Consider the following 22,821-nt stretch of genomic DNA (forward strand, 5'->3'; position numbering starts at 1 on the left):
CACTACTCAGACTGATTTAACAGCTGCTTAAACAACTCATAATATGCCTGAGTGACATGCTTTTTATCATAGTGGTTTAAGACTTTTTCTCTTGCGGCATGAGCAAACGCTTGGTAGTTTTTTGGATCAGACAGCACGGTCTCTAAGATATTTGCTAGCGCTGCTGAGTCGCCGATAGGAAATAAAAATCCATCTGATTTATCATCAATCAGCTCTTTTACCCCCATCGCGGTACTGCCTACTACGACGCAGCCACTGGCCATAGCCTCTAGTACTGCAAGATTCAACCCTTCAAAACGGCTCGACATGACAAACACTTTGTGTTGGCGCAATAGCTTTTCAACCTCACTACTGTACTCTATAAAGGTCACTTGATCTTGTAACTCATAACGAGCCACTAGGTCATGTATGTGTTTTTGATAGCGCTTACGGCCACTCCCTACTAGATTCAGGGTGGGAGTGACGCCTTTTTGTTTTAACTGCTGTAGCGCTTCGATCAAAGTAACATGGTCTTTACTTTTGGCATAGCGCCCTACCATGATCAGATCTTGCGGCCTTTGATGGACAGCTACGGGATGAGCACCGCCAAATCGAGTGGTATCGATACCATTTGGAATGGCATGAATGGGGGCATGAAGACCTTGCGCAGACAATACCTGAGCCACCCCTTCAGAGACCGCCACAATACCGGCCGTGGATTTACTGAGTTTACGTGTTTGATGTCGCGTCCACGGTGTGTAGCGCTCTTTAGAATTATGTTCCACTTGTACTAGGTAAGGCACTTGTGCCAACAGCCCTGCTCGTCTTCCAAGTAAATGCTCAGGAAACCCATGCGCAACCAATATGTCAGGTTGCCATTGCTCACATAGTTTTTTTAATTCATGGACAGTCGCAAGGTGCGTCTTACCTGTGACTATTTGATAGTCGATACCTTTTTCTTCAAGCTCTGTCAGCTTTTCTGCGACCGTCGTTTTTTTTCGGCGCAATACTAATAAATTGTCCGTTGATTCGATTTGATTATGAGCCTCGACCAAATCAATAGCAACTTTCGTCGCTCCTGAAAAGCCACCAGTGACAAAATGTAAGACTCTCAACGGCTTCTCCAATGTTTTATTAGGCGTACGATCAATACCAAAAAAAGGGGCGGATTTATACTATTTCTACCCAGCTTTTACCCAGCACATTTTTTTACCCGGCACACTTTTGCGCCAAAACTGTGTCACGCTCGGCAATGTGGCCTACAGATGACCAGCAGCTTCATGATGCTTGCTAATAAATAATTAGCGGCCAAGCGCAGCTATGATACAACATCCATCATATATGTGCGAGCTTGTCGACATCTTCCCCATGACAAATCAAAAAAAAGCCAAGACCATCAAAGTCTTAGCTTTCTTTATACAGCGTCATGTTAAGACTTAACTAATAAAACTTAATCAATAAAGCTGAGCCAATCCATATACTGCTCATTACGGCCATGTACCACATCAAAATACAAGGTTTGCAGCTTTTCTGTCAACGGGCCGCGGCCACCATTGCCGATGGTACGATCATCATATTCACGAATCGGAGTCACTTCGGCAGCCGTGCCAGTCATAAAGATTTCATCTGCTAAGTAAAACTCGTCACGCGTGATGCGGCGCTCAACGACTTTGATACCCAAATCTTCAGCAAACTGAATGATAGTGCGACGAGTGATACCGTCAAGCGCGCCGCCGCCCAGATCTGGCGTATGTAGCACGCCGTCTTTGACCAAAAACAAGTTTTCGCCTGCGCCTTGGCAGACATAACCTTGTGGATCCATTAGGATGGCTTCGTCATAGCCATTGCGGGTGACTTCTTGGTTGGCCATGATAGAGACAGGATAGTTGCTCGAGGCTTTGGCTTTACACATGGTCACATTGGTCATGTGGTGGGTAAATGATGAGGTTTTGACACGGATACCGTTTTTGATGCCTTCTTCACCAAGATAGGCGCCCCAGTGCCATGCTGCGACCATGGCATTGATACTGTTATCACGTGATGATAGGCCAAGTTTTTCTGCCCCAACCCAAATCAGCGGACGGATATACGCCTCTGCCAAGTTGTTTTGTTTGACCACGTCTTTCTGGGCTTGCTCAAGTGCCGCTGCGTCAAAAGGCACATCCATCTGAAAAATCTTCGCTGAGCCCATCAAGCGCTCAGTGTGCTCTTTTAGGCGAAAAATCGCTGTACGGTTGTCAGCAGTTTGGTAAGCGCGAACCCCTTCAAATACTGCCATGCCATAATGTAGGCTATGGGTCAGTACGTGGACGCTGGCATCGGGCTGCTCGATCATCGTGCCATTCATCCAAAGCTTACCTTCTTGTGTTGCCATATTCATTTTATAGTCCTTATGCTAGCGCTGACGTCTAACTTTTTTAAGTAGGTTTTGTTTAACAGTGATTATCAACCGTATATGATACCACCACCGCATCTATTTTATGGTAAAAAATGCATTTTGGTTGTGAAAATCGGTTTAAGAAAACCAATTGTCAATTTTTTATAAGTAGTTTGTACATTGTCTCAATACTCAAGGCGTATCCTCGGCATCATCCACCCCCATCAAGTGCTGCCACTGATCTTGCACCAGTGCGCGCGTCTCCTTCCATAGCGATTCATCGACCAATAGCGACTGCTCGGATAGTGCCAACTGATGGGTGGCCGCGCGTATTCTGAGATAAGCGTCGGTCAAGTCTTGGCAAACTTGCTGATCCCAGATACCAAGCAAGGCCATTTCTTCAAATATACGGACATTGTCGCTCCATTTAGTCAGGCTTGGATGATCATGCGAATAGGCCAATACCGCAAATTGTGCCAAAAACTCAATATCGATGATCCCGCCGGCGTCTTGTTTCAGATGAAACTTACCCGCTTGCTGCTGCCACTGACTGGTGCCCAGATGTTTTTGCATCTTGATACGCATACTGGTGACTTCCGTGCGCACCTGCTCTATCGTGCGCGGTAGCGATAGCACCTCTCGGCGAATCTCACAAAAGCGCGCCGTCACTCGCTTATCACCGCATATCGCCCGCGCTCGCACCAGCGCTTGGTGCTCCCAAGACCATGCTTTTTCCATCTGATAAGTCTCAAACGCATGACAGGAGACCACCATCATGCCAGCATTACCTGAGGGGCGCAGGCGCATGTCGATCTCATAAGCGCGGCCGTCTCGGGTTTGGGTATTTAAGTAGTTCATTAGTTTTTGTACCAAGCGCGACGCAAACTTCATGCCGCTCACGGATTTTTCGCCCGTGGTCATGCCCTGCTCTTTTATCTTGTGCAAAAACACCAAATCCAAATCTGACGAATAGGACAGCTCTAGCCCGCCAAGTTTGCCATAACCGATAATGGCAAAGCCGCAGTCCGCCTCGGTCACAGGATCACCATCTTGGCCAATGGGATAACCATAGCGCTTGACAATCTCGGCAAAAGCGCGCTCCAGCGCCGCCTCTAGCACCACAGCGGCGATATAGGTCAATGAATCTGACACCTTCATAATCGGGCGCTCAGCCAATACATCACTGGCAGCGACTGCCAACACTTGGTTTTTTTTGAACAGTCGCAATACGCTCAGTAGCTTTTCTTCGTCATTGGGCTCGACGCGCAATAACTGTTGCCGCAAAATATCATGTAGCTCAAGCTTGTCTGGCAGGTGACGATAGCGCTGCTGCAAAAAAGTATCGAGTAGCACCGGATACTGCGCCAGCTCTTTGGCAATCCAAGGGCTGGCTGAGAGCATTGGAATCAGCTCAATGGTGGCGTTGGGGTTTTCGGCGATCATCACCAAATAGATAGAGCGGCGGCAAATCGCCTCGAGTAAGGAGATGAGCCGCGGCAGTGCGGTGTTTGCCAGTTGCTGCTGCTCTTGATGAGCAAGCAAGGCATGGACAATGACCGGATAAGCATCATCCAAACGCTCACGAGCTTCATCGCTCAGATTGGCGACCATTTTTGACTGCCAAAAGCCTTGTAGCAGCTCACGATTGTCTTCTGTCAACACCTCATTTAAGCGGGCGATTTGCGCATCTAGCTGCTCCGGCTCAAGGTCGGTATCTTCGTGGTCGGGTATTTGCCGCTCGGTGACCATACGCTCAAAGGGTACATTGACATTGTGCCGATGATGGTTGAGCGTACTTAGTAACCCTTCCCAATTAGCAAAACCAAGGGTAATCGCCAGATTGTGCTGCCACTGCCGATCATGAGGCAAACGCTGGGTCTGCTGGTCATTGATTGCCTGAATGCCATGCTCGAGTCGGCGCAAAAACCGATAGGCTGCTTGTAGCTGCTCGTAGGTACTACGCTCTAAATACTCAAGCGTGTACAATGCCTGCATCGCTTGCAGGCAAGATTTGATCTGTAGCTGTGGGTGCCTGCCGCCATAGATAAGCTGAAACGCCTGAACGATAAACTCGATATCTCTGATACCGCCTGCACCAAGCTTGATATTGTCCAAATCCTCGCGCTGAACCACTTGGTTTTGAATCAAAGACTTCATCTCTCTGAGCGCCGAAAACGCACTATAATCTACATAATAGCGAAAGACAAAGGGTTTGATGAGCGCTTGTATCTGCTCATAAAATGGTGGCTCTATATGACCGACCACACGAGCCTTGAGCCAAGCAAAACGCTCCCACGCGCGCCCGTGTAATGAAAAGTATTTTTGTAACGCAGACAAATGAATGGCCAAGTCGCTGCCATCACCCCATGGACGCAGGCGCATATCGACTCGAAACACAAAGCCATCTGCGGTATTATTATCAAGCAATTTAATGATGCCTTGACCAAGCCTTGTCATAAAGCGCTTATTGTCTATGCTGCGTGTGCCCTTGGTTTTGTCGCCATTGGTCTCACCGCGCGCTTGATGGACAAAGATAAGGTCGATATCGCTGGATAAATTCAGCTCATGCGCGCCAAGTTTTCCCATGGCCATAATCGCCATGTCGTCTGTTTGTACTTGACCCTGCGCATTGATAAAAGTCGGCTCGCCGTACTTTTTGATCAGATGCTGGTAGGTATAATTCTTGGCAAAAGAGATACAGCCGTCTGCAAACTCCGACAGCTCATCAGTCAATTGCTCAAGCGCTATCATGTGCAGCGCGTCTTGCCAAATCCAGCGCATCATCAGCAAAGTGCGCAGATGGCGAAGACCACTCATCACTTTGGCCTCATCAGCGAGTTGGTAGTTTTCATCCAACGTATAGTCTTGGATCAAGTCATCGATTTGCTGGCGTGTGAGGGTTTGATCCAGCGGATAGCTACGCAAAAACGTCTGACAAGAGACTGTCCGACTCTCCCAAATCTGATAAGCAAACTCACTGGCAGTGCGTAATATCTGCAGCTGCTCTGCGGTCGGCTGATAGTCTGTACCATGGGTCGAGCGTGAAGACATAGCAGGTAACATAGAAAAAGAAACTCCTTACATAGAGTGATAAGACTACGTGAACCTAGCCCATAAGTTTATTATTTTTTATTACGAAGCAGTCACCAGCACCCATCACGACATCTAATATGTCTATATCTGGTAAACTTGGTAGAAAACCCCATTCATTCACAGTGATCCTATCTGCTTTTGGCCGCTTTATGGTAGCATAAACCACTTTAGCACAAATGATAGATAAGACCTCCTATGACCACCACGACCCCTTTGCTGTTAGTGACGGCTGATCCCAGCCATCCTCTCGCCCATTTAGCCCTGCGTTATGCTCGTGCCTATCTCAGCGCGCGCCCAGCAGATGACAGCAGTCATACCTTAAACGTGTTTTTTTATGGCGACGGCGCACATACGGCCAATCGCTTGCGCTGGCAATCGGCAGACCAGCTTGATATGACCAAAGCATGGCAAAATCTGGCAGAGCAGTATCAGCTGTCGCTACCGGTCTGCGTCAGTACTGCACTCGGTCGCGGTATTAGTGATACCGATAACAGCGCCCGCCATCAGCTAAGCGGGGATAATCTGGCCGCAGGATTTACCTTGGTCGGTCTAAGTGAGCTGGCAATGATGATGCAGGCTGATGGCCGGTTGATACAGTTTTGATCACCTCAAGCGATATAAGCTCAGCCCAACTCATCAGCACATTTAAGTAGGAGATTTCTATGAAATTATTGATTAAGCTGCATACGCCGACCGAAATGGCCAGCTATGAAGGCTGCGCGTTGGCACTAACGCTGGCGACCTTTGGTCATGATGTGCAGCTGTATCTAGATGCGCCTGTCTTTGGCTTGCTGATGCAGCCAGAGTCACGTTTGCACGGGATGATACAATCGCTTGAGCTCTATGACATGCCAGCGGCGTGGCTGCCTGACGATGTCTTTAGCGGCTGGGTCACAGGTATGCTGCCTACTGATCTGGCCTCACAGCTGATATTGGTTCCAGAAGTGATACCTGCAGCAGACTTCGAGCAAATCTTAACCTTTTGATAATTCAACCCTTTGTCAAAATCTGTACAAGTTCACACAACTATATAAAAACCACCATCCATTTGGCGTTTGTGCTTACCGATAACGCATAGGCATAGATAGACGCAAGCGGCTGGATATAATTTGGACATTATCATGGCAACTTTATATCAATTACATAGCAGCATGGATACGCTAAGACGCTGCACAGACGAGATGTCTCGCACTTGGCAGCGCGGTGATAGCATCTTGTTATTGGGGACGACGGCTGCATTTATCGACTGGCTCAATGCTTATTTGGCTGACAAAGACATAGACGGTATCGCGGCTATGTATGCGCTGAGCGATGATATCGCGCAGCTCACGACCAGCGCCGTTGAGCAATTACAGCTAGATACCAAACTCAGTGCAATACTAAGCGATCAACAATGGGTCGCACTGACAGGAAGCATCGATAGCAATCATGCTAAATTTGATAAAGTGGTGACCATTGCCCTATGAACGATAATACAACCCATGCCGCACAGCACGCTATTGAATTGGATCAAGACGGCCATCTATGTGACCACACCATCTGGACGCCTGCCATCGCCCAGCAGCTAGCCGATACCTTAGAGGTACAGCTAGCAGAGGAGCACTTGCAGGTTTTGCTGCAGGTACGCGCGTTTTTTGCCAAATTCAACCACCCACCAGCCACCCGTCCACTGATCAAATGGCTACAAAAAACCCTGCCCGAGTACGATATCAGCAATCAAAAGCTACAGCAGCTGTTTAACACAGGACTGGTGGCGCGCCATGTCAATCGCTTGGCAGGCTTGCCCAAACCGCCGAACTGTTTATAGTTTGTAGTTGATAGCAGCCATGGCCAGTAGCCAGTAGCCAGTAGCCAGTAGCCAGTAGCACTATTTTGGATCATACACCGTCAAACTCTCATAGCCGATACTGCGCCCTTCATCGCCTACAAACCCCTGCTGGCGCCAAATTTCGTACAAGCATATCGCCACACTATTGGACAAATTAAGACTGCGCGAGTCCGCCAGCATCGGCAAGCGCAGCCAATGAGCCGCGCCGATGTCCTCTCGGATATCATCTGCCAGACCAGTCGTCTCTGAGCCAAAGACCAACGCGATGTTTGGCATCTCGCCAGTCTCATTATCCGGTCGTCCGCCAAAATCATAGTCATAAAAAGGCTGGCTCAGCTTGGTAGTCAGAGCAGTAATGGTATGACAATCCGCCGCTTGTAGCGCACGTCTGGCAGCTGGCCAATCATCGTGAACCTGCATATGCGTGTACTCATGATAATCCAGTCCTGCACGGCGCAGTTTTTTATCATCAAGCTCAAACCCTAATGGCCTAACCAAATGCAGCTGCGCGCCTGTATTGGCACATAAACGAATGATATTGCCGGTATTGCTAGGCATTTTGGGGGCTACCAGCACAATATGAATGGTCATACAAACTCCGTGAGTGGTCTAAATTTTATGCAGTCAGTCTGATATAAAAACGATACAGTAAGATGAAAAGCTGTTTTTCTCAGACTTAAGCAGCGCAGGCACAGCACCCAAGAAAACCAACGTTTTATTGATCACATTGAGCGGCTTGATCGCCATATATCCGATTTATTTGAATTCGACTATAGATAACATCAGTAAGTAATCATAAGTTACAGTTTACTGCCAATAATTACATTTTGATACTGTGCATGGTTTTTAACTTTCACTATGATATCTGTAACGGATAGCAAGACAGTGTCTACATTTCGTTCTGCTATCTAGCAGCCCTACAGTAAGCCTTGGTACCATACTAAGTGTTACTGTCATTATTTATAACAATCGATTTATCTTGAGGATATTATTATGAAAAAAGTAATCATCGCATCTTTGACTGCTATGTTTGTTTTAACTGGTTGCAACACCTTTAAAGGTCTAGGCCAAGACGTTGAAAGCGCAGGCAACGCTGTAACTGACGGCGCACAAGACGTTCAAAACAAAATCTAATAATTGGTTTTTAGATTTTCGAAGGGCTTATCATTGATTTGATAAGCCTTTTTTTATGTCTACAGCTTTGATCATAGCTATCAGACGCTATAAAAACGCGCGCAATATTTGATTAAGATAGCGCCGACCTAATGCCGTCGTTTGCAGTTTTTCAGTCGACTCAGTTAACAAGCCTTTAGCTACTAACCTCTCTACCGAATCAGCGATGTCCTTATAACTCATTCCTGTATGCGCCTCAAATAACTGCCATGTTACCCCATCATGTAGTCTGAGCGCATTGAGCATAAACTCACTGATCAGCTCATCAGGCGCAATGGCCTGCCAACCGACCATCTTTGGGGCCTTCAAGCTAGTGTCATCGGTACTGACACGGTGATAATCCATATAGTCTTTTGGCAAGCGCGATTTACTAAAACGATAGATACCAGACTGCGCACGTAACTCGTTGTTTGTGTCAAATGCTGCATGATCTAGGGCATCACTTGCAATGGTGATTTTGCCATGAGCACCCGCGCCAATCGCTAAGTAATCACCAAACTGCCAATAGTTCACATTGTGTCGGCATGGCTTATCGTACGAGCCTGCCCAAGCAGATACTTCATAATTGGTGTAGCCCAGCTGCTGCAATAGTGCCTGACCCGCCTCTTCAATATCGGCCAGATTGTCCTCGTTTGGCAATATAGGCTGGCTACGATAAAATACCGTATTTGGCTCAATCGTCAGCTGATACCAAGACAGATGTGTCGCCCCCGCTTCATGCGCCATCTGAATATCGGCCAATGCTTCTTGATAAGTCTGCTGCGGCAACCCATGCATCAAATCCACATTGACCCGCTCAAACCCAGCCAGCCGAGCTGCACGGATCGCGGACAGCGCCTGCGCAGGATCATGAATACGCCCAAGCGTTATCAGCTTATCAGCGGCAAAGCTTTGCACACCGATAGACAAGCGATTGATACCCACGTCTAGATACTGAGCAAAGGGCGCATGCTCGAGCGTCCCTGGGTTGGCCTCCATCGTCACTTCGATATCAACAGCAAAACAAAATATGTCTTTTAGCCCTGTAAACAGTCGCTGATAGTGAGCGATTGGTAATAATGACGGTGTACCACCGCCGATAAAAATCGAACTGACCGCTCGACCTTGGGTTAATGGCTGCTGCATAAGCGCATCGGCTAACAGCGCATCGACATACTCATCATACATAGACAGCTGCGTATCCGCTGGCAGCTCGTGTGAATTAAAATCACAATAAGGGCATTTTTTTACGCACCACGGAATATGAATGTAGAGCGCCAATGGGATTTCGCCCACCTCCAGCCTACCTGCATTAGACATCGTCTTATGGTCACGGCTATCATTAGATAAATTAACTGCTTGGGTGTTTGACATAACAAAGGTATCTATTAAAAAAAGCTATTCAAAAACGAATAACCAACAATGCGAAAAATAACGTGCGGCGACGATGAGCAAAAAGCAGCACTAGGATAACGACTACACAGTATAAAGAAAAGCGCAGGATGATAAAATCATACTGACAGCCATTTACAGGAGCAGATATTGGCATAAATGACTGTATAGCGACTATATATTGAGCGCGTAATGATCAAAAGCAACCACTCAATAATAACAAAAGGAGAATACGATGGCCTATTGGCTCATGAAATCCAACCCTACCTTTTTTGGCATCGATGATTTACAGCGTCTAGGTACGGAGCACTGGGATGGCGTGCGCAATTACCGGGCACGCAACTTTATGCGCGACGATATGCAAGTCGGTGACAAGGTGTTTTTTTATCACTCCAGCGCCAAGCCTTCTGGAGTTGCTGGCATCATGACCATCAGTAAGGCGGGCTACCCTGACCCCAGCCAATTCCATCCTGAGCATCGTCACTATGACCCCATCGCCACTGAAGATCAGCCGCGCTGGTATATGGTAGACGTCACTTTTGAGCAAGCCTTCACCGACGTTTTGCCTTTATCAGCGCTTAAATCCCTGCCTGCGCTAGAGGACTCATTATTACTCAAAAAAGGCTGTGAGCAGCTGACGGTGATTCCTTTGACGCCCAAACACTGGTACGCTATTTTGGACATGGCCGAAACATCAATGTTACTGTCCGATTGACCTCGGTTGACTGTGTAACGATTGAGTAAGAAACCTGCTGGCATCTATGCACATTTATCTGTGCGTTTGCTATTTAAATTCTGCTATATTACAAATGTCGCAATACCTTCTTTTTTTATGGCTAAGTCACTGCCAACTCATCATCAGGACGCATTTATGAGCGCACCCAAATTATTCTTATCAGCATTAACGTTAAGCATGGCTAGTCTGGCCCTCAGCGCCTGCGGCAGTGATGGTGACAAAGTCAAAGAGGAATATGATCGTATTGAGGATCAGGTAAAAGACGAATATGATCGCATAGAAGACAAAGTCAAAGAAGAGTATAAAGAGGTAGAAGACAAACTGAGCGATGACGAAAAAAGCATGGCTGAGATTTTGGAGTCCATATTTTTGCCAGAAGAGTCGCTAGACAACTTCTTAGACAAACTCACCCCAGAAGGCGGCCTCGGCGGCTTGTATGTCGGACACTTCGTTGAAATTGAGGACGGCGATGATAGTGATATCGATATCGGCGCTGTTTATTTTGACATCAGCAAAGACGGTGTAGGCAGCGTCGATGGTAGTTTTAGCTACCAGCAACAAGCTTGTCAAGAAAACAACACACTGGGCATCAACTCTGCAATCAAAGTAGACAACTATATCGCAGGCAAAGTGACCGGCAGCCTCGATACGCTAGCGTTTTTGGATGTGAAGTATGTCAATGACCTGGGCATTGAGACACCGAACCTATTTACCACCTTTGCAGGTAGCTTTGAGAAAAAACAAACGGGTACCCCGTGGCAAGGCAGCTTTGAGTATCAGGACGGTCTGGGCGGACAAACCCTAACCAGTAGCGAAAAAAACTGTAATGTCACTTATACCATCAGCGACCGCTCTAACTTTAAGACCTACCCACTTGATTACCGCCTAGGTGAGCTGAATGTAGATGTCAGCGGCAATGGTAGTCAAAAAGTCGTGACATGGCAAAACCCGCGAAACACACGATATATACTGGTCAGCCAAATCGATATCAACAAAGCAGAGACTGGCGCGAACGGCTATGTACAAAATCTGGTATTGACCGCTGGTGAGACGGCATTTTCTCCGCTTATCCCAGCTAGCTCGACCAACTACGCTATCGTTGTACAAGCCTTTGACGCGGCAAACGATCTGATCGGCTATCAAGCGGTGGTGCAAGACTTGCCTGAATCATTATAAATAAGCGCAGCACAGCCTCTCTCTTGGCTCAAGCTTTATGGCCTATGTCTCGTAACCTATGATTTATAGTCTATAACTTGTGACTCATGGGCGACTACGCTCCGGTGGTGTTTTTACAGTCATATATGACGCGTTAAAACGTTGACATCAGGGGGCAGCTTCTTTACCATCTTATCTAATAATGACCTGTCAATTCCCCTAGTGAATTGACGGGTTATTTTTATTTTGGTGTCTAGACTTTTATTTCATCCTGAGGGCGTGTCTTTATTTCAAAAATGGTGATAAAAGTGAGATAAATTGCAGCCAAATAAGAAAAATAGCACCGTTAATGTCGGGATATTGACCAGCTATTTGACGATATTGGCAAAATTTGGCCATTTTTAGCCCATTTAGATAACTATCGAGTGCATTGAAGACACGCCCTAGTCTATATGCGCTTGTCCATATAAATTATCGGCATCATCATCTTATACCATTTTCAAAGAGTGCAATATATAGCTTATGGCAGTCTGCCAGTACGCTTTTTAGAGCAGCACGCCAATCGCCGTACGATACTTTCTGGCTTTAGTTTTTATGATTGAACGCTTTGAAAATGGTGTGGCTGTTTCCCTATTCATTTGTTGATGGCGCGTTTGACGCCTCAACGATCATTATCGTCAAGAATAAAAAGTTGCTCACTATGGTTTTCCCACTATCTTTTAGAGATTTTAGAAGCTACAGCTTACGCTTAGGCGTGCTGGCACTTCCTATTTTGATTACCCAGTTTTGTCAGGCGGCGCTGGGTGTGGTAGATGCCATCATGGCAGGTCAGGTCTCAGCGCTTGATTTGGCGGCCGTGGCTGTCGGCTCTGGTATCTGGCTGCCGCTGTTTTTATTGGCCACTGGCATCTTGATTGCCACCACGCCTCTGATCGGTGAGGCCATCGGACAAAACGCACACAGTAAAGTACCTCATATCACCCAGCAGTCTTTGTGGACTGCTGGGGTTATCGGTATTGTTGGCTTCATAATTGTGAATTTGGCACCCAATATTCTTGGTATCATGGGCGTACCACCAAACATCCAGCCGATAGCGACACAGTACCTACATGGTGTATCGTTTGGGTTTCCTGCGCTGGCCGTTTATGCTGTCCTTCGCAGCTACTGCGAAGCATTGGGTCGGCCTGAGCCGGTAACCATTATCAGCATCATTGGTCTGTTAGCGGACATCCCACTTAACTATATTTTCATTCATGGTTTGTTTGGGATGCCTGAGATGGGCGGTGCAGGCTGCGGTGTGGCCACAGCTTTGGTACTATGGATAAACGTGCTACTGCTTGCTACCTATACCAGCTTTACCAAACGGCAACAATTTGCCAGTACCCGCTTTTTTTATGGTTTTGCTAGTCCTAACCGTCAGCAAATCAAAAAACTGCTAAAACTTGGCATTCCTATTGGTATTTCTATCTTTTTTGAGGCGAGCCTCTTTAGTTTGGGCGCGCTTGTCATCAGTCCGCTCGGCGAGCTGGCGACCGCATCGCATCAAGTCGCACTGGCGGTGACCTCTCAGCTGTTTATGATACCGATATCGGTCGCGATGGCACTGACCATCATGATATCCAATCGTTTTGGCGAAAAAAACCTGCTGGCACTGCGTCAAGTACAGGCAACGGGGCTGACCTGGACGATACTCATTGCCCTCACATGTATGCTAGGGGTTTGGCTATTTCGACCACAGCTGGCAGCAGCCTTTACCGACAACCCTGCGGTCATCGCTCAGTCTATGCATTTGCTGGTATTTGCTCTTGGTTATCAGCTGTTTGACGGCTGGCAGGTCAATGTCGCGGGGATACTGCGCGGTATGCAGGACACTACTGTACCGATGTGGGTGACGTTGTTTTGTTATTGGGTGGTGGCATTGCCGCTGGGGATTTATTTGGTACGTTTCACCGATGTCGGCGCCCAAGGGTTTTGGATGGCACTGATTACGGGGCTGTTTTTATCCTCTATCTTATTGACGCTGCGTTTGCGTTATCAACAAAGACGTCTAACGGCGCTTTGGGGTTAGGACCATCATACAAACGTGCGACCGAACGCAGCACGATGTACAAGCAGCTTGGCTTAAAAACCACATCGATAATAATAAATCGTAGTGGGTTTCTTACTAAAACAGCTAGATTACGTCAAAATATGTAAAAATCCTCAGTTAACAACTGTACATTGATTGCTCATTGGCCTGAATCTAGGTATCATTAGCAATCAAACAATATTTAGTTACACTATTTCTCGAATTTAGTACAAGGCAAGATAAAAACTATGGATATTGAAAAAATACGCACCCTCATCGCCCTCATGGAAGAAAGTGAACTGGTCAATCTAGAAATCAGCTCTGATGACGAACACATCAGTCTCACTCGTCACTATGATGCCCCTGTACCGACCATGATGGCCGCTCCTACTGCTGGCGCAGCACCAGTGGCTGCAGATACAAAACCAGCAGCAAAGGCAGGTAGCGTTGAGACATCGCCAATGGTTGGCGTTTTTTATTCTGCCCCAAGCCCCAATGATCCACCGTTTGTTAAGGTCGGCCAAAAAGTACAAGCGGGCGACACGCTTGGTATTATCGAAGCGATGAAAATTATGAACCCTCTTGAGGCCACCCAAAGCGGTGTCATTGACGAGATTTTGGTAGATAACTCTGAAGTTGTGCAGTTTGGTCAACCTGTCATACGCTATAAAGCGTAACGATATTTGCCTCACTTTACTTCATACTGATTGAGTCTTTAGCACTTTATTTCGGCCCCTTATTTTGGCATTTTATACCGTTTCACGTTGTTGTAAGCTGTCACTACCTACCGATGCCGAATACGGATATCAAATGCCGAGGCTCCCCATCAAGGCTCAATCAGTGTCTGCCGCGTCAAAAAGGATGACCCCATGATAAAAAAACTGCTCATTGCCAATAGAGGTGAAATCGCCCTACGTATCGTTCGAGCCTGTAAGGCGTTAGGTATCGAAACCGTCGGCGTCTACTCCACCGCAGATGCCAATCTTATGCATCTGCGCTTTGTTGACGAAGCTATCTGTATCGGCAAACCCAATGCCAACCAAAGCTACCTCGATATCAATACGATCTTGACGGCGGCAGAAATAACGGGTGCTGACGCCATCCATCCAGGCTATGGTTTTTTATCTGAAAATGCTGAATTTGCCGAACAAGTAGAAGAAGCAGGACTGACCTTCGTCGGTCCCAATGCCGATCATATCCGCCTAATGGGCAACAAAGTCTCGGCGATTAATGCCATGAAAAAAGCAGGCGTGCCAACCGTTCCAGGCTCTGTGGGCGCAGTTACCTTGCACAATGCCGAAGAGCAAGCCCGCAATATCGGCTTTCCTCTTTTGATCAAAGCTGCCGCTGGTGGTGGTGGTCGCGGCATGCGCGTGGTCGAGCGTTTTGATGAGCTGATTGGACAAGTACAAGCCGCCAAACAAGAAGCGGAGCTGTGGTTCGGTGATGACACCGTCTATATGGAGCGCTATCTACAAAACCCGCGCCACGTAGAGATACAAGTATTAGGGGATGGTAATGGTAACGCCATTCACCTCTATGACCGTGATTGCTCACTACAGCGCCGTCACCAAAAAGTACTAGAAGAAGCCCCTGCCCCTGATATCCCAGACGATGTGCGCGAGCCTATCTTAAAAGCCTGCGTAAGAGCGTGCGAGCTGGTCAAATATCGCGGCGCGGGCACCTTTGAGTTTTTGTTCGAAAACAACGAGTTTTTCTTTATCGAGATGAACACACGCGTGCAAGTAGAGCACCCTGTGACTGAGATGATCACCGGTATCGATGTGGTCGTCGAACAGCTCAAAATCGCAGCCGGTTATGGTCTGTCTTATCGTCAAAGCGAGATCGAAGTACAAGGTCATGCGATTGAGTGCCGTATCAATGCCGAGGACGCCGCTACTTTTGTCCCTTGCCCAGGCACCATCTCTCAGTTGTTTACACCAAGCGGTGCAGGCGTGCGTTTTGATTCACACCTCTACCCTGGCTATGAAATACCGACCTATTATGACTCACTCATTGGCAAGCTGATTTGTCATGGTCAAACGCGCCAACAAGCGGTGTCCAAGACCCTGCATGCGCTTGATGAGCTCGTCATTGAAGGCATCAAAACCAATATACCGCTGCATCGCGATGTGATTTTGGCGGATGACAATTTTGTCCATGAAGCCCAAAACATTCACTACTTAGAAAGAGAGCTTTTGACGCCCAACAATGCCAAAGCCGACTCATAATTTAGTTTGCTGTATGACTCAATAAAAAACCGCCAATCCACGATTGCCGGTTTTTTTGAACAAATAAGACATATACAGATAAAGGCAAGGCTACTGATATAAGTTTTATTGGCCCGCTATGTCTACGCCGCTCGATGCTGCGCAAACCCCTTCTAGCAGCGCGATATCAGTTTTTAGGGATTTAACCATATCAGCCTTTATGAGAGCTTACGGCAGGATTCTATGAAAATTCATAAAGCATTCGTTACCCTCAGGATCCGCGCACCACTGCATTTGGTTGCCATCATGGTACAAAAACGCAATGAGTGCCTCATCGGTCTGATCAATTTGATTGCCTGAGCAGTCTACTTCGTTATTGTCATAAACAGTCTTGAGGGCGATAATAGGCAGCCCTTCCTCGCGGTGTGTCACCAAGTAACGTCCGTACGTCCACTCCTTGCCACTTACCGCCCACATCTCATTATCCGCACCAAAGTTATACAACTCACGGCATTGATTAGACTTCGCGGTTGAGGCGAGTAAGTTTTGATCGGTGTTTGACTCAGTCTGTAGGATGCGCTCCTCGCTTTGTGTGAGTATCCCGCCTGCTACAGCACCCTCCTTAATCTTCGGCTCGCTATTCGCTGACGCCAATCTCTCTTTTCGAGCCGCTTGCCGCGCCTGCGCGTCTTTGGTCGTCGTGATACTACTGTCCAAATCTATCTCCCATTGTCCCGCGATAGCAGGACTGATATGAGTCGTGATGGTCGGTTTGGTCACGACTTCACCATTGGCAGGCAACGAGGCCAAAATAGAGGCCAAAGTAAATGAAGCAAATGATATAGGTTCCATAATTAACCTTTGATTTATTGTTTTATAGTAGGTGCTATATACATTAGCGTAAGTCTTAGACACCAAAAACACAAGTAACTTTATGCTATTAGTCGTAACGCCACCAGTGCTGCCTGTGCCTTACACAAAACAACGCCATAGCGCCGCTTGCATGATGCAAAACGCTATGACGTTATAATAACCAATAGTAGGGCTATATCACCTGCTGTCAGGTTTAGGCGGCGACCGCACCGACTGCCTGAGCAAAGGCCGATAGCGCGCCTTTTAGCATCGCCGATACCGTACTGCTGCACGTACCGATACCAGAGTACACCTCACCATCGACATTTAACTGAATGTAAGCGGCGGCATTGGCGTTGGTTTTATTATCTCGATTGGTATCATCATCGATGCCATGCCCACTATTATGCTGCGGGTTGATTGCATGCTCAGCATAATTTATGATGTGCAATGACTTTCCTGTATGTTGGGCCAGACCATTGATAAAGGACGACAGCGGCCCATTACCAGTACCATCGATGTCGATGATATCGCCATTCATCTGCACTTGACCATTAAAGTAGACCTCGCCGCCTTTATTATTGACACTATAGTCTAATAGCTCAAAGCTGCCTTGCTGCAGATAGGTGTCTTCAAAGGTTTGCAAGATTTCGTCGTTTTGCAATTCGCGCGCCACGCGTTCGGCTTGTTTTTGTACCACACCGCTAAAGTCAATCTGCATCCAGCGCGGCAAATTAAAGCCGTAGTTACGCTGCAAGATATAAGCGACGCCGCCTTTACCCGATTGGCTGTTGATACGGACGACATCTTGGTAGCTACGACCAATATGCGCAGGATCAATTGGCAGATAGGCCACATCCCAGATATCGTCCGTCTCGTCTTGATGTCTTTCATTATAATCGAGCGATTTTTTGATGGCGTCTTGGTGCGAGCCACTAAAGGCGGTAAAAACCAGCTCACCGACATACGGATGACGTGGATGCAGTGGCAAGTTATTGCACTCGCTCACCACCTGTACGATTTCGCTCATGTTGCTAAAATCAAGCTCAGGATCGACACCTTGGCTAAATAAGTTCATGGCCATGACCATGACATCCATGTTACCTGTACGCTCGCCATTTCCGAGCAACGTGCCCTCGATACGATCGGCACCCGCCAAGACGCCAAGCTCTGCGGCTGCCACCGCGCAGCCGCGATCATTGTGCGTATGCAAACTGACCGTCACATGCTCTCTGTGGGTGAGATGGCGACAAAAATACTCAACCTGATCGGCAAAGACATTGGGCATAGAGGCCTCAACCGTGGCGGGTAAGTTTAAAATCACTTCCTGCCCATTTTGGGGTTGCCATACTTCACAGACAGCATCGCAGACTTCCACCGCATATTCAGTCTCTGTCTGGCTAAAGCTCTCAGGAGAATACTGAAAGACCCATTCGGTTTCAGGATATTTGGCTGCATAATCTACCAACAGATTGGCCCCAGCGATTGCTATCTCTTTGATCTCGGCTTTGTCTTTACCATAGACTTTTTCGCGTTGGACACGGCTCGTTGAGTTATAAACGTGGACAATCGCCCGCTTAGCACCCTTCAACGACTCAAAGGTACGAGCGATCAAATGCTCACGCGCCTGTACCAATACTTGTAAGGTGACATCATCAGGCACATGGTTTTCTTCGATAAGTTTGCGGGCAAAATCAAACTCAACCTGCGCGGCCGATGGAAAACCGATTTCGATCTCTTTAAAACCGACGTCAACCAAAGTCTTAAAAAAGCGCATTTTTTGCTCGATGGTCATCGGATCAATCAGTGCTTGATTACCATCACGCAGATCCACGCTTGCCCAGATTGGTGCTTTGTCGATTGTTTTGCTCGGCCATGTGCGATCTGGCAGCACAGGAGCAAACGCAAATGGACGATACTTTTTATAATCAAAAGCAGTATTTTTTGGGGTGATTTTGGCAGCTGTACTTGCCGCCGTGCGTGTGGCTTGGTCAGACATAATCAATCCTTAGATGATATCAAGGGTTACGGGTTTTACAGGATGGTTGATGATTGGATTTATGTTTATCATACGAGATAACCACTTTTTATGCCATCATAATATCAAAGTTTGTCAGCCGAAAATCAGCTTTCTTTTGTCTTATTTGGTGCTATTTTGGTGAAAAACTCCGCATTTATCAATATAATTAGTACATTTCACTAATAAGATGGATATTTATGTCAAACAGCTATATTGATAAAGGGTTTTCTGTAGAGATTGACGAGACCGACAGAGCACTATTACGCTTGCTGCAGACGCAAGCGCGCATGAGTATCACGGAGCTGGCAGAGCACGTCAATCTTTCGGCGACGCCATGCGCGCGCCGCATCAAGCGCTTAGAAGACACTGGCATCATCACCGGCTACCACACACAAACAGACGCGCAAAAGCTCGGCTACCCGCTTGCCGTCTTTATCGCCATCAGCATGGATCGTCATACTGCCGAGCGTTTTGAGATATTTGAGTCAAAAATTCAAAGCTTTGATGAAGTGGTGAGCTGTAGTATCGTCACCGGTCGCACAGAGGACTATCTGATTAAGGTGCGGGTACGCGATATGGCGCATTATGAGGAGTTTTTATTGCATCGCCTCAATCGTATCGAGGGCGTCGCCCAAGTACATACAAGCTTTGAGCTGCGAGAAGTGTTTAGCCGCAATGTGGTTTGACAGCTATATTAGGGCGTGCCGCGCTGGCGACTTGGCTCTAATCAAGGACACGCCCTAGGTATAATAGGTGCAATAGATACAACAGGTACAATCATTTGTGATTTTAGCTCACCGTCTGGCCCAGCATCTGTACCCGCTGATCGCTAAACATGTCCATATCGGGCGCAAGCGTACGCATAAAACGATCAAAATACAGCATCTGCTTGGTCAATAAGGCAAAGTCCCGCGGGAAGTGAATACCATGACGTTTGCCAACTTCCACGATCTCTAGCATCATCTGGTTGAGCTCGTCAGCTTGCTCTTTACTATTAAATGGCACACCGCTGGTAAAAGCTTTGTCCTCTGCCATGATGGTCTGCATCATGCGCTGCAAGTCATCGCCCAGTGCGGCGACATCCACCTGATGGCTCTCGTGCGTCATTTCCATATCGACCATATGACGTGCCATCGCTTGATAGTCACTGTCTTGCATGGCCTGCATCATTCCCATACAAGCGCGCCAGCTCTCAGCTTTGAGCCTACCCACGATTCCAAAGTCTAAAAAGCCAATGCGTCCATCGGTCAGCAGCATCAAATTACCCGCATGCAAATCTGCATGGAAACTATTACACAGCATCAAACTGGCAAACCAGGTGTTTAAGGTATCCGCCATCACCTGTGCAGGGTCGGCACAGTACTGACGCATCAGCACTTCATCGACCATTGACACCCCATACAATCGGCTCATGGTCAACACGCGCTTGGTGGTCAGCGCCTCATATACTTTGGGCGCGACCACGCGAGTATTGCCAGATACCGCTAAAAACTGCTGAAAATCTCGAATGTTTTGCGCTTCAGCGATAAAATCCGTCTCGGCCAGCATACGCAACCGAATCTCATCGATGATCGGTGCGATACTGGCAAACTTCATCGATGGCATCAGCAGCTCAAGCAGCTTGGTAACGCCATACAATACGCCCAAATCCGTCTGCATGATGGTCTCGACACCAGGTTTTTGTACCTTGAGCACCACCTCATCACCATTATGTAGTCGCGCAGCATGCACTTGAGCGATAGACGCCGACGCCAGCGGTGTCGGGTCGATATGCGCAAACTTATCCTCAAGCGTCATGCCATCCGTTGCCAGCTCTTCATTTAATACCTGCTCGATATAGGTGTACGACAATGGCGTGGTTTGATCCAAACAGCTCTGAAACGCCTTGACATACTCACGCGGAAACAACGATGGCGTGCTGGCGATAAACTGGCCTATCTTGATATAAGTAGTACCAAGCTGCTCAAAGGTTTCTTTTAATAGCCTCGCGTCTGGCTTTTCACCTTTGGCGACTCTGAGCGCCGAAAGACCTGCCACACTTGCAGTTTGACGAACCCGATTGACGACATTGAAGGTGTGTTTTAATAAATGCGGACGATGAATTTTCATAAAAAATAACTTATACCACGATCGATTGAGTTTAGGCATGGGCGCAGACAGGGCACGCTGGGTCTGGACGATAGCCCATCAGCCGCTGCTGCATCTGGCTACCATCCCATATCAGTAGCTTATTTGTCAGTGGATTTTTGGTTAATCCTAGATATTGCAGCGCCGCATTGGCTTGTAGGTTACCCATAATCGCGGTCGTACTTGCCAGCACACCCGAGTTGGCACAGTTTCGCTCATCTGCCTCTGCATCGATGAGCACCGAGCCAAAGACACAATGATAGCAGCCTGTCTGCCGATGCGGCTCATACAAGGCCAGCTGCCCTTGCATGGCGATCGCTGAGGCAGACAATAACGGAAGCTGATAGCGCACACTGATACGATTGATCATATCGCGGGTAGCAAAATTGTCCGTACAGTCCAATAATAAATCAGGCTTACCAGATGCCATGCCCAGTAGCTCATAGGCATTGTCTTCGCTCAGCCTTGCCACTGACCCACGCGCCCTTATCAACGGATTGATTTTTTCTAACATCTGCGCGGCTGTCAGAGCTTTGGCTTTGCCGATGTCACTAGGTAAAAACAGCGTCTGCCGCTGCAGATTGCTGGCCTCAATCACATCATCATCAATCAAATGGATTTGTCCAAGCCCCGCCCGTACCAGCGTTTCAGAAGCCGGACACCCAAGGCCACCGGCTCCTATCATAACGACGCGCGCTGATTTTAAACGTAACTGAGCATCGACATCCCAGCCCTCTAGCAGTATCTGCCGCGCATAACGCATCAGCTCGCTATCTGATAGCGGCTGTGTCTCTGCCGCCTGCGTCATACCTTTCATCACACTCTTTCACCACGATTTGTTAGAAAAAACATCTAAAAAGCCCTTTATACCAGATGCCCCAGCGTCACCCGCTCGTTTCCGCCATAGTCTTGCACCGTCTGTATCCCGCCAAAGCCATGGGACGAGAGTATCTGACGCACCGCCTCACCTTGATCAAATCCGTGCTCTAGCGCCAGTAGCCCGCCTGCACGCAGGTATTTAGGTGCCAGCTGCGTGATATGCTCGATATCAGCCAGACCATGATTGGGCGCACTAAGAGCGCTCATTGGCTCGGCTCTCAAGCGTGCCAAGTGCGCATCTTCCTCATCGATATAAGGCGGGTTTGAGACAATCACATCAAACATCCTGTCGGTCGGCAGCGACTCATACCAACTGCTCTGGATAAAATCAATATCCGCCACTTCATTGATCAGCGCATTATACTTAGCAACCTCTAGCGCTTCAGGCGAGACATCGAGCGCAACAGTATGCCAATGAGCATATCGCAAGTGATGCTTTAGCTCATGCGCCAAACTGATCGCGATACAGCCTGAGCCAGTGCCTAAATCCAAAAGATATTTTGGTGTAGGATGCTCGTCATTTATCGGCTGCGATTGTATCCATTGTAGTACTTGCTCGACCAATACCTCGGTGTCGGGCCGAGGAATGAGGGTATACTCATTGACAGTAAAACTAAGCGACCAAAACGCTTGTTGACCAGACAGATATGCCAATGGGGTACCAGCCTGCAGTTTTTCGATACCTGCATAAAACTGCGCAAGCTCACTTTCTGTCAGCTGATACTCTTCGTCAGTGATCAAAAACAAGGACGGTTTATCAATGACCGCCAGCAGCCAATCTGTAAACCAAAACGAAGGCAAACGGCTATTGTCAGCCTCATCCGATAGCTGGCGAATGTACTGTTTTAGATGTTTAATACTAGACATGACTACCGCTTATATTTTTCATATATATTCTCAAACGCCGATATTAGGGTTTTCCTTGGTCAATGAAGGCGCGCCCGCACCATGAT

The 22,821-nt window shown here is 47.6% G+C and carries 21 protein-coding genes; 11 read left to right on the forward strand and 10 right to left on the reverse strand.

What is annotated here, in order from left to right:
- Positions 1–2: 2 nt before the first annotated feature.
- The 3 genes from ACNFVB_RS07975 to glnE form a co-directional block, all read right to left on the reverse strand.
- Positions 3–1,094: a glycosyltransferase family 4 protein gene (locus ACNFVB_RS07975; RefSeq protein ID WP_430737129.1), complete on the reverse strand. Its 1,092-nt coding sequence runs from the start codon at positions 1,092–1,094 to the stop codon at positions 3–5.
- Positions 1,095–1,429: 335 nt separating this feature from the next.
- Positions 1,430–2,359 (reverse strand): branched-chain amino acid transaminase, encoded by a 930-nt coding sequence (locus ACNFVB_RS07980; protein ID WP_198337069.1) that lies wholly within the window; start codon positions 2,357–2,359, stop codon positions 1,430–1,432.
- Between the two features lie 189 nt (positions 2,360–2,548).
- Entirely contained in the window at positions 2,549–5,419 is a 2,871-nt protein-coding gene (gene glnE, locus ACNFVB_RS07985) for a bifunctional [glutamate--ammonia ligase]-adenylyl-L-tyrosine phosphorylase/[glutamate--ammonia-ligase] adenylyltransferase (RefSeq protein WP_430737130.1), read from the reverse strand.
- A gap of 225 nt (positions 5,420–5,644) precedes the next feature.
- On the opposite strand from glnE, the gene tusD reads away from it, so the two are divergent.
- The 4 genes from tusD to ACNFVB_RS08005 all read left to right on the forward strand — a co-directional run bounded on the left by tusD (position 5,645) and on the right by ACNFVB_RS08005 (position 7,256).
- The gene (tusD, locus tag ACNFVB_RS07990; RefSeq protein WP_105245992.1) at positions 5,645–6,052 is read left to right on the forward strand and encodes a sulfurtransferase complex subunit TusD; all 408 of its coding nucleotides are present in this window, start codon (positions 5,645–5,647) and stop codon (positions 6,050–6,052) included.
- A gap of 59 nt (positions 6,053–6,111) precedes the next feature.
- A complete protein-coding gene (locus ACNFVB_RS07995; protein WP_105245995.1) occupies positions 6,112–6,435 on the forward strand; it encodes a hypothetical protein in 324 nt (107 codons plus the stop codon).
- A gap of 135 nt (positions 6,436–6,570) precedes the next feature.
- Positions 6,571–6,915 (forward strand): hypothetical protein, encoded by a 345-nt coding sequence (locus tag ACNFVB_RS08000; RefSeq protein ID WP_289055960.1) that lies wholly within the window; start codon positions 6,571–6,573, stop codon positions 6,913–6,915.
- Positions 6,912–7,256: a TusE/DsrC/DsvC family sulfur relay protein gene (locus ACNFVB_RS08005; protein ID WP_430737131.1), complete on the forward strand. Its 345-nt coding sequence runs from the start codon at positions 6,912–6,914 to the stop codon at positions 7,254–7,256. Before ACNFVB_RS08000 ends, ACNFVB_RS08005 begins: the two co-directional genes overlap by 4 nt.
- 60 nt (positions 7,257–7,316) lie before the next feature.
- On the opposite strand, the gene ACNFVB_RS08010 is transcribed toward ACNFVB_RS08005, so the two are convergent.
- Positions 7,317–7,868 (reverse strand): tRNA (cytidine(34)-2'-O)-methyltransferase, encoded by a 552-nt coding sequence (locus ACNFVB_RS08010; protein ID WP_430737132.1) that lies wholly within the window; start codon positions 7,866–7,868, stop codon positions 7,317–7,319.
- Positions 7,869–8,270: 402 nt separating this feature from the next.
- On the opposite strand from ACNFVB_RS08010, the gene ACNFVB_RS08015 reads away from it, so the two are divergent.
- Positions 8,271–8,411, forward strand: coding sequence for an entericidin A/B family lipoprotein (locus tag ACNFVB_RS08015; protein ID WP_075102429.1), 141 nt, complete (start codon positions 8,271–8,273; stop codon positions 8,409–8,411).
- Positions 8,412–8,498: 87 nt separating this feature from the next.
- Here the strand turns inward: ACNFVB_RS08015 and hemW are convergent, their stop codons facing one another.
- Entirely contained in the window at positions 8,499–9,749 is a 1,251-nt protein-coding gene (hemW, locus tag ACNFVB_RS08020) for a radical SAM family heme chaperone HemW (RefSeq protein WP_430738505.1), read from the reverse strand.
- A 307-nt stretch (positions 9,750–10,056) separates the two neighbouring features.
- On the opposite strand from hemW, the gene ACNFVB_RS08025 reads away from it, so the two are divergent.
- The 5 genes from ACNFVB_RS08025 to accC all read left to right on the forward strand — a co-directional run bounded on the left by ACNFVB_RS08025 (position 10,057) and on the right by accC (position 16,011).
- Positions 10,057–10,536, forward strand: coding sequence for an EVE domain-containing protein (locus tag ACNFVB_RS08025; RefSeq protein ID WP_430737133.1), 480 nt, complete (start codon positions 10,057–10,059; stop codon positions 10,534–10,536).
- A gap of 156 nt (positions 10,537–10,692) precedes the next feature.
- Positions 10,693–11,733, forward strand: a complete 1,041-nt coding sequence (locus tag ACNFVB_RS08030; RefSeq protein ID WP_430737134.1) for a hypothetical protein — start codon at positions 10,693–10,695, stop codon at positions 11,731–11,733.
- A gap of 679 nt (positions 11,734–12,412) precedes the next feature.
- Positions 12,413–13,780, forward strand: coding sequence for an MATE family efflux transporter (locus ACNFVB_RS08035; protein WP_288999530.1), 1,368 nt, complete (start codon positions 12,413–12,415; stop codon positions 13,778–13,780).
- Positions 13,781–14,028: 248 nt separating this feature from the next.
- Positions 14,029–14,457 carry an acetyl-CoA carboxylase biotin carboxyl carrier protein gene (gene accB, locus ACNFVB_RS08040; protein WP_075102426.1) on the forward strand — a complete coding sequence of 143 codons (429 nt, stop codon included), beginning with the start codon at positions 14,029–14,031 and terminating at the stop codon, positions 14,455–14,457.
- Positions 14,458–14,649: 192 nt separating this feature from the next.
- A complete protein-coding gene (accC, locus tag ACNFVB_RS08045; protein ID WP_274632244.1) occupies positions 14,650–16,011 on the forward strand; it encodes an acetyl-CoA carboxylase biotin carboxylase subunit in 1,362 nt (453 codons plus the stop codon).
- 207 nt (positions 16,012–16,218) lie between these two features.
- Here the strand turns inward: accC and ACNFVB_RS08050 are convergent, their stop codons facing one another.
- Together ACNFVB_RS08050 and leuA are read right to left on the reverse strand one after the other, a co-directional pair.
- On the reverse strand, positions 16,219–16,842 hold the full coding sequence (locus ACNFVB_RS08050) for a hypothetical protein (RefSeq protein WP_430737135.1): 624 nt from the start codon (positions 16,840–16,842) through the stop codon (positions 16,219–16,221).
- A 214-nt stretch (positions 16,843–17,056) separates the two neighbouring features.
- Positions 17,057–18,841, reverse strand: a complete 1,785-nt coding sequence (gene leuA, locus ACNFVB_RS08055; RefSeq protein ID WP_430737136.1) for a 2-isopropylmalate synthase — start codon at positions 18,839–18,841, stop codon at positions 17,057–17,059.
- 218 nt (positions 18,842–19,059) lie between these two features.
- On the opposite strand from leuA, the gene ACNFVB_RS08060 reads away from it, so the two are divergent.
- Positions 19,060–19,548, forward strand: a complete 489-nt coding sequence (locus ACNFVB_RS08060) for an Lrp/AsnC family transcriptional regulator (protein WP_430737137.1) — start codon at positions 19,060–19,062, stop codon at positions 19,546–19,548.
- 103 nt (positions 19,549–19,651) lie between these two features.
- Here ACNFVB_RS08060 and ACNFVB_RS08065 read toward each other — a convergent pair whose 3' ends face one another.
- From ACNFVB_RS08065 to prmC, 3 genes are read right to left on the reverse strand one after another with little or no spacing between them, the layout of a single operon-like run.
- On the reverse strand, positions 19,652–20,971 hold the full coding sequence (locus tag ACNFVB_RS08065; protein ID WP_207970264.1) for an ABC1 kinase family protein: 1,320 nt from the start codon (positions 20,969–20,971) through the stop codon (positions 19,652–19,654).
- Positions 20,972–21,002: 31 nt separating this feature from the next.
- The gene (locus tag ACNFVB_RS08070; RefSeq protein WP_430737138.1) at positions 21,003–21,806 is read right to left on the reverse strand and encodes a HesA/MoeB/ThiF family protein; all 804 of its coding nucleotides are present in this window, start codon (positions 21,804–21,806) and stop codon (positions 21,003–21,005) included.
- A 47-nt stretch (positions 21,807–21,853) separates the two neighbouring features.
- Positions 21,854–22,735, reverse strand: a complete 882-nt coding sequence (gene prmC / locus ACNFVB_RS08075) for a peptide chain release factor N(5)-glutamine methyltransferase (RefSeq protein WP_430737139.1) — start codon at positions 22,733–22,735, stop codon at positions 21,854–21,856.
- Between the last annotated feature and the right edge of the window lie 86 nt (positions 22,736–22,821).

Source organism: Psychrobacter sp. VH5 (assembly GCF_050572635.1).
Lineage (GTDB): Bacteria > Pseudomonadota > Gammaproteobacteria > Pseudomonadales > Moraxellaceae > Psychrobacter > Psychrobacter celer.